This is a genomic window from Bacillus sp. JJ1503, from assembly GCF_036965125.1.
In the GTDB taxonomy this organism is placed as follows: domain Bacteria; phylum Bacillota; class Bacilli; order Bacillales; family Cytobacillaceae; genus Cytobacillus.
Genome location: NZ_JBALOZ010000133.1, coordinates 1 through 12,738 on the forward strand (window position 1 = coordinate 1; position 12,738 = coordinate 12,738).

Here is a 12,738-nt window from a genome sequence, read left to right on the forward strand (position 1 = left end):
ATAAAGACATTTTTTATTACAGGCTGGAAGGATATTTTAAAAGGGTCAAAGGAAACAGTTTTTTCATTCTTAGGCTTTGAAATTCTCTTATTTTACAACACTTATATAAATAATCCAAAAAATACAAAAAAGGCAGCTATGATTGGAATGAGCATCCCGCTGTTTTTATATTTACTCGTATTTGTATTCGTCATTGGTGTGTTTGGGGTGGAAGTGGCAGCTAACACGTTATATCCAACAGCAGAATTAGCAAAGGTGGTTGAAATACCAGGAGGGTTCTTTGAAAGATTTGAATCTATATTTTTCACCATTTGGGTAATGACCCTGTTTAGCACAGCTGCAATGGCTTTAGATATTACCCTATTAGCGTTAAGTTCTATTTTTAAAAAGGCAGATCGAATGATACTAATTTTTATCATATCGCCATTGATTTTTATCATTGCCATGACTCCGCAAAACTTTCTTGAGATTTCTGCTTTTGGGGAATGGATTGGCTATGCGGGGATCATATTTAGTACAGTCATCCCATTCGTTTTACTTGTCATTGCTACGATTCGCGGGGTGAGAGCGGATGGGTAAAATAGGAAAAAGTCTGTTAGTTGCGGTCCTTGTATTATTATTGGCTGGCTGTTGGGATAGGGTTGAAATTGAAGAGAGGGGCTTTGTAATTGGTGCTGCTATTGATACTGCTAATGATCAAGAGAGTGATATAAAAATTGAAGGTAAGCGAAAAGAAAATTATCGGTTGACCTATCAATTTGTAGTACCCGGGAATATTCAAGGAAATTCAAGTGGAGGCAATCAAACAAATAATGGAGCATCAGGAGATAAACCATACCTTAATCTTACTTCAGAAGGAAAAACCATTTTTCAAATAACAAGACAAATGGCTGCTGAAACAAGTCGCATTCCATATATGCAGCATCTAAAGGTTATCCTTATTTCCGAAGAGCTTGCCCAAAAGGGATATCTTTATGATGCCTTAGATATTTTTGTTCGTGATCATGAAATGCGGAGGGCGGCAAAGGTAGTAATTACGGAAGGGGAGGCTAAAAGGGCGTTGGAAATAAATGCACAAAACGAAAAACTTCCTATTATGTTTATTAATTCTATCAGTGAAAATGTTAAAAAATCAGCTAGGTTTTTACCATTTACAAATATAGGCGAAATTCATAGCGATTTATTAAAAGGAAAGAGCTTTGTCGTTCCAAGAATTTTTGTAAATGAAAAGGATGCAAGGATTTCTGGAGCAGCTGTTTTTAACTCAGAGGATCTAAAAATGATAGGAACCTTAAATGAAAGAGAAACATTGGGTTTAAACTTTATCATAGGCGAGGTTAAAAGTGCATCAATAGATCTTGTGATGGATGACCAGTTTGTAACTGTTGAAATTAAAAGTGGTAAAAGTAACATGAAAGCGAGTGTTTCAGACTTAGACCAAATTAATTTTAATATCGAATTAGTAGCAGAAGGGAATGTTGGTGAATCATTCGGAAATCAAAAATTAGCGAACCTTTCAACAGTTGCCAGATTTGAAGAAAAAACATCCAGGGAAATCGAACAGATTATTCTTCAAACGATTGAAAAAGTCCAAAAAGAGTATAAGGCTGATGTCCTTGGTTTAGGAAGTCATTTAAAAGAGGAGCATCACCAAACTTGGACAAAGCTCGAAAAAGATTGGGACAGAGGGAAGAACTACTTTGAAAAAAGTAAAATTGACGTTCAGGTCAAATTCAAGATAAGACAAATCGGTGCTTCCATTGAAACAGTAAAATAGAAAGGGGAGAATACAAGAATGTGGAACGTAATCATCGATAGAATTCCATCCATTCCTACAATCCTCCTTGCCGCCATGACATCGGTTATTCCTTGGGGGATATACAAACTCAACCGAACTTTACACGATCGCGCCGATCCACCGTGGAAAAGAAAGGGGTAACCGTTAAAAAGGCAGTTTGTCTATATACGAAAGAAATAAAAGGAAACAACAGGTTCGATGGATAGGTATTGTGATTTCATTATCTTAGGAATTAGTTTATTGGACGGGTTTTTGGGGAAAGTGCTGAAGCTATCCAAGAAGTCTGGTTTATTGGACGGGTTTTTGGGGAAAGTGCTGAAGCTACCCAAGAAGTCTGGTTTATTGGACAGGTTTTTGAAGAAAGTGCGGAAGCTGTCCAAGAAGTTGGTTTTATTGGACAGGTTTCTGAAGAAAGTGCCGAAGCTGTCCAACAAGTTGGGTTTATTGGACAGGTTTTTGAAGGAAGTGCGGAAGCTGTCCAAAAAAAAAACCGCCCAAATATGGTCGGTCCTTACTATTATTGATGAACATTATATTTCACATTTTCCATCACCTGCACAGGTCTTTTTTCTTTTTTAACCGACAGCAGCGCAATCGTACTCAAAATACAAATAGTTCCGAGCCATTCGGCATAGCCGAATGTAACATGAAGCCAAACGATGGCTAAGAATGCGGCTGTTAATGGCTCTGCACAGGCAAGTAAACTCGTATCTGAAGCACTAATATACTTTAAACTTTCTAAATAGCAATAAAACGCAATAATTGTTCCAAAAGCTACAATAAATACAACTCCAAAAATAGACGGCAAAGACCACTCTCCCACGAAAACCCATGGGGGATGAATGAAGCTAAAGAAAATGCCGCCAATTAACATTCCCCAGCCTACCACGATGGCGGATCCCCAATTAGCAAGAAGCTTAAGAGGCTGAAGCGTATAATAGGCTAAAGCAACAGCTGAGGTCAGACCCCAAAAAAGGGCTAGACCAGATATAGAAAGTGTATGGAGACTCCCTCTCGTTACAAGCAAAAACGTGCCGGTAATGGCAAGGATTAACGCGAAACCTTCCATTAGAGTAGGCATTCGTTTCGAACGAAAGGCCGAATAGCACATAATCAATACTGGAGCTAAATATTGAAGAACCGTAGCGGTCGCTGCATTTCCGTGGTGGATGGCCGCGAAAAATGTGTACTGAACAGCCAGCATTCCAAGGATTCCAAAGAGGATAATACTGAAAGCATCATGCTTAACCCTCCATATAGCCCAGATTCTATGTTTCTCTTTTTTATATGCGATGCCTAGTAAAAGAGTTCCAGATATTAATAGCCTTGTTACTACGAGCCACTCGGGACTAAAACCTTGATGCTGAAAAAGAAACTGGGCAACGGTACCGGAAACTCCCCACAGGAGAGCCCCGATAAGGACTAGGATGATCCCCTTTTTTCGTGAATTTATTAATAAAGCATTACTGGAACTCATAAATTTTCCTCGCAATCATGTATCATTCATTCTACTAGATTATCAGTTAATTTAGATTGAATTTTTAGATGTATCTTACAGTGTGCCTTCAATTTAGTCAATAAGGAATAGCGGGACACGTTTTTTGAAAAATACTCAGCAATTTTTAACGAAGTTTGATTTAAGTAAAAAATAGGAAATTTTACCTTAGGTAGGCGCGTAAACTTTGTAATACAAAAGTGAAATATGCAACTGCTTTTTATGGCAGATTAATGTAAGGTTAGGAAAACAGGTTTTTTATCTAATATTTGCTATTGGTAGTCATTAGATCATCATATTGAGCCCGTCTCGAGAAAAAATAGCTCATCACGGTCATCAATCGCCCCGTTAGATGCCCGTCTGCATGGGAATTAGCCGTCAACGGTCATCAATCACCCTGATAGGTGCCCGTCTGCATGTAAATTGGCCGTCAACGGTCATCAATCTCCCCATTAGGTGCCCGCCCGTACAGAAAATTGCCGTAAGCAGTCATCAGGCCCCCGTGAGGTGCCCGTCCAAATAGATATCCGCCATCAGCGGTCATCAGAATTTTATTGTAACCAATCTTTTCAATTTCCAAGGGACATATGCCCACATTCTCGCTGCTTGACAATGCCAAATTAGGACATTATAGTTAACTACATTAATAGTTAAACAGTTGAACAATTAAACTATAGAATTAAAATGAAGAAGAGAGGGTGTATTCATCTTAATGACAGATATAGAAATTAAAAAGCTTATTGATAAGTATGTGGAGTTATCTTTTTCCGTTCACCGTAAGGCAGAGTCGTTAGTGAAGGAACAGATTGGCAGTGATTTAACGAATGATCAGCATTATACATTAAGGTATATTCGAAACAACGAGTCCTGCACGTCATCTGAATTAGCCGAACAATTTTATGTGCAAAAAAGTGCGATCACAGCAATTATTACGCGTCTTTGGGAGAAGGGTCTGATCCAGCGTACCCGAGATGAGAATGATCGACGAGTTGTTTACTTAACGCTTACAGATAAAGGAAATGAACTGTTCAACCAAACTGAGGAACGCGTTCATAAGCTTGTTGAATCCTTTATTACTCAATTTGATCAAGCGGAAATCATCCAATTTATTAAAACCTATGAAAAGCTGAACCAAATTTTGAAAGACAGTAAGAATCCACAAGTGGAGGAATAGAGCGTGAATGGAATAATAAAAAATAAATGGCTTGTGATGATTGCTTGGATTGCCATAGCTGCCGGCCTATTGATGTCAGCGCCAAATATGGCCGATTTAGTCCGAGAAAAAGGGCAAATTACAGTCCCGGATGAGTATTCATCCTCTCTTGCAGGAAAAATTATGGATGACGTTCGCAAGCAGGAAGGCGGCGGAGATGAAACGAGTGTGGCTCTCGTTTTCCAAAATGACAAAAAGCTTTCTAAAGAGGATATAACCGAAGCTGAGAAGGCTATTAATCTTTTAAAGGATAATGAGAAGGAGCTTGGTATTACCGATATTCTTACCCACTTTGATGAGGAAAGTTTAAAGGACCAGCTCGTATCAAAGGACGGGAAATCAATTCTAGCATCCGTTACAATCAGCTGGGATGACCGCGAACCGAAAGAGCTGAGGGATGCTCTATATAGCACACTTAAAGATATTAAAGTAGAACATTATTACACTAGTGAGTGGCTTATCAATGAGGATTTAATGACGAGCTCCCAAGAAGGATTAAAGAAGACTGAAGGGATTACGGTCGCCTTTATCTTGATTGTGCTTTTGCTAGTGTTTAGATCGGTTGTTGCTCCAATCATTCCATTACTAACGGTTGGATTTACTTATCTTGCATCACAATCCATTGTCGGATTTTTGGTGGACAAATTTGATTTTCCGTTATCGAATTACACACAAATTTTCTTAGTGGCCGTTTTATTTGGGATTGGTACAGATTACTGTATTTTACTTTTAAGCCGATTTAAAGAGGAGCTTTCGCAAAAGGAAAGTATTGCAGAAGCCATTGTGGAAACGTACCGCAATGCGGGACGTACTGTATTTTTTAGCGGTGTTGCCGTCATGATTGGTTTCGCTGCAATCGGATTCTCTCAATTTATTCTTTATCAGTCCGCAGCGGCTGTTGCGATTGGTGTTGCGATTCTGCTTATAGCTTTATTTACGATTGTTCCGTTTTTCATGGCTGTATTGGGACGGAAAATTTTCTGGCCTTCCAAGAAAACAGCTGATCATGGGGAAAGCAAGCTTTGGGGAGCGGTTGGGAAATTTTCATTGGCACGGCCGTTTCTAGCCTTAATCATTGTCGCAGCAATCTGTGTGCCATTCCTCGCAACGTATGACGGGGAATTATCCTACAACTCATTAGAGGAAATTAGCGGAGATGTGAACTCTATCAAGGCATTCAACGCCATTGCAGATAGCTTTGGCCCTGGAGAATCGATGCCTACGAAAATCGTGTTGAAAAATGATGAAAAAATGGATTCCCAAGAATATATTGGCCTAGCAGAACAAATCAGCAAAGAGTTAGAAAAGGTTGATCTAGTGGACACCGTCCGTTCCGTTACACGTCCGACTGGAGAGCCTTTAGAAGACTTCTTTGTTGCCAAGCAGGCGGAAACTCTTGAAGAGGGACTTGGCGAAGGAAAAGAAGGAATTGATAAAATTAGTTCAGGCTTAAATGAAGCAGGAACGGAATTATCAAAATCTGAGCCCATATTAAAGGAAGCGACAAATGGGATCCAAGGGCTAATTTCTGGGACGAATGATATACAAACAGGACTTCAAGCGATACAAACAAATCTTGCAAAAATTGAAAATGGCATTCGGCAAGGCTTAGCAGGTTCCGATCAAATCAAAGCGGGCTTAGAAAAATCAAAAGCGGGTGCTGAGGAGTTATTAACAGGTTATCAACAGTTGCTTGGAGGCTATCAAGAATTACAAGGTAACTTAAACGTCCTTACAGAAAACTATCAAAAGGTTGGCACCGGTTTAGCTAGTTTATCTGATGGAATCATCCAAGCAAACGGTGCGATGTTTGGCTATATAGAAAACAAATATACAGATCTTGGAGCAGACCCGCAGTATCAGGTGATGAAACAAACGATTAATGGGCTGCAGCAGCAATTAACAGGCCTTTCTGCAAATGTACAAGAGTTAAATGCTGGTTTAGCAAAAATAAATGGCGGAATGGCTGGAGCAAATGCGGGTTTTGAAAAAGCTATTGCTGGCCAAAGCGGTCTTGCTGCTGGCCTTCAGCAATTAATCGCAGGAATTGAAGCCCAGCAGGCTGGTCTAAATCAATTAGCGGATGGGCAAGGACAGATTGTCAGCAATGTACCTAAGCTGACAAATGGATTAGGAAGTCTAAATGAAGGTCAGAAGCAGCTGCTTGCTGGATTTGGCGATTTAGGCGGGCAGATTGGTCAGCTTACGGAGGGATTAAGTCAAAGTACAGAAGGCTTAAATCAAGTATCTGAAGGACTTGGCTCTGCTCAGAATTATTTATCTGGTTTATCTGGCATTGGCACACGGGATGGATTTTACCTGCCTGATGATGTGCTAGAAAATGAAGATTTTGCCCGCGTCTTAGACGTTTATATGTCTGCAGACCGCAAAGTGATGACAATGGATGTTATCTTTAAGGCGAATCCATATTCTAATGATGCAATAAATCAAGTAGATGAAATTAAGTCAGCAGTTAAAAGGGCAACGAAAGATACAAAGCTTGAAAATGCGGTGGTGGCAGTCGGCGGGGTAACGAGCACGAATGCTGATTTAGGCCAATTGTCTGATCAGGATTACTCGCGCACAGTTATTCTAATGCTTGCTGGAATTTCGATCATTCTTGTCTTTTTATTCCGGTCGATCATTATGCCAGCCTATATTATTGGTTCATTAATTTTAACGTATTTTACATCGATGGCTATTAATGAAGCTGTATTCGTCCATATTTTAGGCTATTCTGGCATCAGCTGGGCTGTTCCTTTCTTCGGTTTTGTGATTCTGATAGCCCTTGGAGTAGATTACAGTATTTTCTTAATGGACCGCTTCAATGAATATAAGAATCTATCTGTTGCTGAGGCCATGCTGCTCTCAATGAGGAAAATGGGGACTGTCATTATCTCTGCTGCCATCATTTTAGGAGGAACCTTTGCCGCGATGATGCCTTCTGGAATGCTGTCATTACTCCAAATTGCAGCGATTGTCATTGTCGGATTATTCTTATACGCCGTTATCATGTTGCCATTGTTTATCCCAGTTATGGTCAAAAACTTTGGAGAAGCAAATTGGTGGCCATTTAAAAGAAGTACGAATTAATTAATGTGAAGCAGCCTGTTACGGGTTGCTTCTTTTTTTCACAATTTGTTCAAATTGTTTAAAACCAATCATTGCAATTTTAAAAATAATGGTTGACTCATCCTTGGATGGAAAGTAGAATAAAAACAGACGAGTGATAATAATTATCATTATCACAGATTAAAAAAATAAAAAGGTGGACTCATACATGAAATATTCAAAATTATTAAAGCCTTTCCTAGCAAGTGCTTTATTAACAGTTGGGTTAGCTGGATGTGGAGCAGCTGATAACAGCTCTGAAGGCCAGAAACCTGCTGAAGAACCAAAAAAAGCTGAAAATCAAGAAGTCAATATTTATACAGCTAGACATTATGAGGCCGATGAAGAAGTGTATAAGAAATTTACAGAAGAAACAGGCATTAAAGTTAATGTTGTTAAAGGGGAAGCAGAAGAGCTTATTGAGCGTTTAAAGCGTGAAGGAGAAAGCACACAAGCGGATCTATTTATTACTGTTGATGGCGGAGTTCTCGCAAATGCAAAAAATAATGATGTTCTTCAGCCTGTACAATCTGATATTATTAATAAGAATGTCCCAGCTCACTTTAGGGATAAAGATAATAATTGGGTAGGAATGTCAACAAGAGCACGTGTTATTGTTTACTCTAAGGATCGTGTAAAACCAGAAGACCTTTCTACATATGAAGCTCTAACGGAGGATAAATGGAAAGGGAAAGTATTGGCACGTTCTTCAACAAGTTTATACAACCAATCTTTACTAGCTTCATTCATTGAGTTAAACGGCGAAGAAAAGGCTGAACAATGGGCGCAAGGCATTGTGAATAACTTTGCTCGCCAGCCTGATGGCGGTGACCGTGACCAAGCTAAAGCGATTGCAGCTGGAACTGGTGATGTTGCGATCATGAACACTTACTATGTTGGATTGCTTGTGAATTCGGCAGATGCTGAAGAGGCAAAAGTCGGCGAAAGCATCGGTGTCTTCTTCCCGAACCAAGAAACAAATGGAACACATGTGAATATTAGCGGAATTGGTTTAACAAAGCATAGCAAAAACCCTGAAAATGCAACAAAATTAATTGAATACATGACAGGTATTGAAGCACAGGAATATTTATCTGCAAATAACTATGAATTCCCAGTTAATCCTGAAGCAAAGAAGCCAGAACTTTTACAAACTTGGGGCGATTTTAAAATGCAAGAGCTTAATTTTGATACTTTAGGACAACATAATCATAAAGCGATTGAGATCTTTAATAAAACAGGTTGGAAGTAAAAATGGGTATAAACCAAATCAAACAATTCTTTAAAAAAGATTTTAATAGCTGGTGGGTCATCAGCATGATGGGGGCGGCGGTTATACTGCTGCCCATCCTGTTTATCTTTTTCTCGCTATTTCAGGAGCCAAATGATAACTGGTTTCAAATACGCCAGTATTTATTAAAAACATATGTAGCAAACACGGTAATCCTTGTCGCATTAACAGGGATTTTTACTGCGTTTTTGGGGGTTACGCTTGCATGGCTTACCTCAGCATATGATTTTCCGCTTAAACGCTTCTTTCGCTGGGGATTATTATTGCCGTTAGCCATTCCGCCCTATATCGCTGCTTATACGTATCGGACGATGTTCAGCTATACGGGAGTGATTCAATCAACATTCCGCAACCAATTTAATTACCAAATTGATCCCGAGCTGCTGTCGATTTCATCCCTGCGCGGGGCCATCTTTATTTTTACATTATTTCTTTTTCCTTATGTTTATATAATGACGAGGGCCTTTTTGGAAAGCCAAAGCTCTTCGTTTTTCGAGAATGCGAGGCTGCTTGGAAGAAAGCCGCTAGCAATTTTTATCCAGGTAGTATTGCCGCTCTCAAGACCGGCTATTGTGGCGGGCGCCGTTTTGGTCATTTATGAAGTGCTAAGTGATTATGGGGTTACTAGCTATTTTGGCATCCATACAATATCAACCGCGATTTTTCAGACATGGTTTGGGATGTATGATATTGATTCAGCAATGAGGCTGGCGGCATGGCTAATGGTCGTAATTGTTGGATTGTTTTTCTTAGAAAGACTGTTGAGGCAAAGACGCCGTTATAATCTAAATAATAAATCAAGACCGCTTGTGCCAATGAAGCTGAAGGGAATAAAGGCTGCTGCTGCTTTTGCCTATTGTGGGATTGTGTTTTTGCTGGGATTTCTCATTCCATTGATACAGTTAATAGCATGGGCAAAGCTGACATTTAGTAAGGTTTGGAGCGATACCTTTTATACACTATTTTTTCAAACTGTTTATGTGGCGGCCATATCAACCTTTATTATTCTCATTCTTTCAGTGATCGTTGCTAATGTATGCCGAAAACACACGGCGGGTTCCTATATATTAGCAAAATTAACAACAACAGGATACTCCATTCCGGGTGCGATTATTGCGATAGGCGTACTTGCAATGTTTATTACACTTGATAAATGGCTTGCTCCTGTTTACTCCTTAATAGGTTTAGGAAAAGCACCATTGATCTTGAGTCTCTCGTTAGTTATGCTAATTGTCGGCTACGCGATCCGTTTTATGGCGACAGGATTTAATGCGGTTGAAGTAGGATTTGAAAAAATCGGCACAAAATATTCTGAAGCGTCTAGAATGCTCGGGCTTAGCATGACGAAAACGTTTTTTAAAGTAGATCTGCCTTTAATTAAGGGAGCTTTAGTCAGCGGATTTATTTTAACATTTGTTGAAATTTGCAAGGAACTTCCGCTAGCATTATTGTTAAGACCATTTAATTTTGATACCCTGGCGACGAAGACTTTTCAGTATGCAAAGGATGAACAAATTTATGAGGCATCGATTTCATCCTTGATGATTATTGGCATAAGTGTATTGTCGGTTGTAGTATTTCAAATGATTGATAAGAAGGTGCAGCGATGAAGGTAGTAGATATAAAGAATCTTGAATTTGGCTATACACGAACGGGAACACCGATTATTGATGATTTCTCCTTTACGATGGATACGGGAGAAATCGTTGGTATATTAGGTCAGAGTGGAAGCGGGAAAAGTACTTTACTGCGCTTAATATCGGGATTAGAGATGCCTACAAAAGGGACCATAACCGTTGCAGGTAAAACGGTTGTCGATGATCGTATATTTGTTCAGCCAGAGGACAGAGGGGTTGGGATGGTTTTTCAAGATTATGCCTTATTTCCTCATATGACTGTGAAAGAAAACATCCTCTTTGGCTTATCGCGAATGGCTAGAAAGGATCGGAAGCCGCGTGTACAGGAAATGCTCGAGCTTGTCTATTTAGAGGATTTCGGAGATCGTTATCCTCATGAGCTAAGTGGAGGCCAGCAGCAGAGGGTGGCATTGGCGAGGGCACTTGCCCCAAAACCAAAAGTATTATTAATGGATGAACCATTTAGTAATTTAGATGCAGATTTGAAAGAATCCATCCGTGAAGACTTACTCTTAATCTTAAAAAAAGCAAATATGACCTGTATGATTGTGACTCATGATCGCCAAGATGTTGAGGCCATTTGCAACTACAGCATCACCATGTGTCCGCTCGTAGTCGAACAAGGAGCAGCAGGCGAGAAATTTCAAACCTTATAATCATCGGAACTATTTAGCGGACTTGCTTGTGTGCAGGTTCGTTTTTTGTTTAAAAAAATAAAAAACTGGATATGGTTAATCCAGTTTTTTTAGAGTTTCTATTAATAAATATTCACAAGCCCGCTTGAAACAGAGACATTTAATTGGTATTTTCCATTACCTGATTTACCGCTGATTTTGTTTTTATCTTGGATTTTATCGGTAAGTGGAATGTCTGACTTAATGATTCCGCTGCTTACCTTGCCATTTAGTGTAAAATCAGCATTCTCTGGAAGATCGAGCTTTAAATGCCCTGAGCTAACCTCGACATCAATATGGTCCGTAACTTTATCCATTTGAATATCTAATTGTCCTGATGAAACATCGGCATTTAGCAATCCTTCATACTGGCGGATTTTAACAATCCCAGAGTTTACGTCTACAGTGCCATCATTCGTCGTTAAAGAATTGATCGTAATCATACCAGAGGAAACATCATTGCGGAATTCCTCCACGTTCAAATTTTTTAAATCGATTTTTCCTGAACCGAGGTCGATATCAAGCTCTTTAAGATTCATTGGCTGATTTTTCGACTTGCCTTCAAAGACTAAATATCCAGAGCCAACATCAATATCCATGCTGCGATCATAGCTTTCCGGGATATAAATATTTAAAACTGAATTATTATTAAAAAAGCTAAAACTGTTAAACCAGCTTTTTTTATAGTTAACTTGAATACTGTTCCCGCTTTTCTTAATGGACACTTCCCCTTTTCCATTAAGCTCCGCTTTAATATCGCTTCTTTTCTCTGGAATGATAACCGTTTTAATAGAAGAAGCATCAATATTTAATAGATCAATACTCTTTGTCACTTTAGCCTCTGCTTCACTTTTTCCAAAAGAAAAGAGGCTTGCTACATTCGATGTCACCAATAAATATAGTCCAATCAAAATGAAGAAAATGATTAATATTCTTTTCAAAAAAATCCCTGCTTTCTGATTAATTCCTTTTCTTACACTTATTTTATGAAATAATAAGCAAGAAATCATTGAGCCTTAGATTTAATTATATATAAGTCTTGAGGCTGATTGTTAGGAAAACAGGGAATAAAGAAAGAAAAAGTATTTTGTATAAAAAAGAAAAGCTCCCCTTTATGAAAAAATGATAAAGGAGAGCTTTTTGTTATTCTATCTTATTTCTCTTGTCCTTATTTCTCTTATTTCCCTTACTATTATCTCCACTTACGATGTCTGCCTGATTAGCGGTAGGTGAGTTTTGGTTTTTGCTTCCTTTGTTGTACTTTTTAGTCATGATTGAGCCCCTTTTTTGAATTTATAAATTGCAGGTAGAAATTCCTTTTGCAACTGTTTCATTCTATATTTTGTTATTATGCTTTATTTTATGTAAGCTGAATTTTTGAATAACAGTAAAGCCAAGACCAGGCTAAACTTTGTTTTACTAGAGTGGTTTTAGATTTTCAGATAAACCTGTCCAAAAAGTCTTGTTTACTGGACAGGATTTAGGCTTTACCGATAAACCTGTCCAAGAAACCTTGTTT

10 protein-coding genes are annotated in these 12,738 nt (G+C 38.8%); 7 read left to right on the forward strand and 3 right to left on the reverse strand.

Features of this window, described 5'->3' with window-relative positions:
• Together V7149_RS11540 and V7149_RS11545 are read left to right on the forward strand one after the other, a co-directional pair.
• Positions 1-579 (forward strand): GerAB/ArcD/ProY family transporter (locus tag V7149_RS11540; RefSeq protein ID WP_335345775.1); only part of this gene is annotated, 579 nt, incomplete at its 5' end.
• A complete protein-coding gene (locus V7149_RS11545; RefSeq protein ID WP_335345776.1) occupies positions 572-1,777 on the forward strand; it encodes a Ger(x)C family spore germination protein in 1,206 nt (401 codons plus the stop codon). The genes V7149_RS11540 and V7149_RS11545, both read left to right, overlap by 8 nt.
• Positions 1,778-2,315: 538 nt before the next feature.
• Here the strand turns inward: V7149_RS11545 and V7149_RS11550 are convergent.
• On the reverse strand, positions 2,316-3,275 hold the full coding sequence (locus V7149_RS11550) for a DMT family transporter (RefSeq protein WP_335345777.1): 960 nt from the start codon (positions 3,273-3,275) through the stop codon (positions 2,316-2,318).
• Between the two features lie 730 nt (positions 3,276-4,005).
• On the opposite strand from V7149_RS11550, the gene V7149_RS11555 reads away from it, so the two are divergent.
• The 5 genes from V7149_RS11555 (at position 4,006) to V7149_RS11575 (ending at position 11,201) form a co-directional block, all read left to right on the forward strand.
• Entirely contained in the window at positions 4,006-4,467 is a 462-nt protein-coding gene (locus V7149_RS11555) for a MarR family winged helix-turn-helix transcriptional regulator (protein WP_335345778.1), read from the forward strand.
• Between the two features lie 3 nt (positions 4,468-4,470).
• On the forward strand, positions 4,471-7,599 hold the full coding sequence (locus tag V7149_RS11560) for an MMPL family transporter (RefSeq protein ID WP_335345779.1): 3,129 nt from the start codon (positions 4,471-4,473) through the stop codon (positions 7,597-7,599).
• Positions 7,600-7,786: 187 nt separating this feature from the next.
• Positions 7,787-8,869, forward strand: a complete 1,083-nt coding sequence (locus V7149_RS11565; RefSeq protein ID WP_335345780.1) for a Fe(3+) ABC transporter substrate-binding protein — start codon at positions 7,787-7,789, stop codon at positions 8,867-8,869.
• Between the two features lie 2 nt (positions 8,870-8,871).
• Positions 8,872-10,518, forward strand: a complete 1,647-nt coding sequence (locus V7149_RS11570; RefSeq protein WP_335345781.1) for an ABC transporter permease — start codon at positions 8,872-8,874, stop codon at positions 10,516-10,518.
• On the forward strand, positions 10,515-11,201 hold the full coding sequence (locus V7149_RS11575; protein ID WP_335345782.1) for an ABC transporter ATP-binding protein: 687 nt from the start codon (positions 10,515-10,517) through the stop codon (positions 11,199-11,201). The genes V7149_RS11570 and V7149_RS11575 overlap by 4 nt, the downstream gene beginning before the upstream one ends.
• A 101-nt stretch (positions 11,202-11,302) precedes the next feature.
• Here the strand turns inward: V7149_RS11575 and liaG are convergent, their stop codons facing one another.
• Both liaG and V7149_RS11585 read right to left on the reverse strand, forming a co-directional pair.
• Positions 11,303-12,160 carry a LiaG family protein gene (liaG, locus tag V7149_RS11580; RefSeq protein WP_335345783.1) on the reverse strand — a complete coding sequence of 286 codons (858 nt, stop codon included), beginning with the start codon at positions 12,158-12,160 and terminating at the stop codon, positions 11,303-11,305.
• Positions 12,161-12,362: 202 nt separating this feature from the next.
• Positions 12,363-12,491 (reverse strand): hypothetical protein, encoded by a 129-nt coding sequence (locus V7149_RS11585; protein WP_335345784.1) that lies wholly within the window; start codon positions 12,489-12,491, stop codon positions 12,363-12,365.
• Positions 12,492-12,738 lie beyond the last annotated feature (247 nt).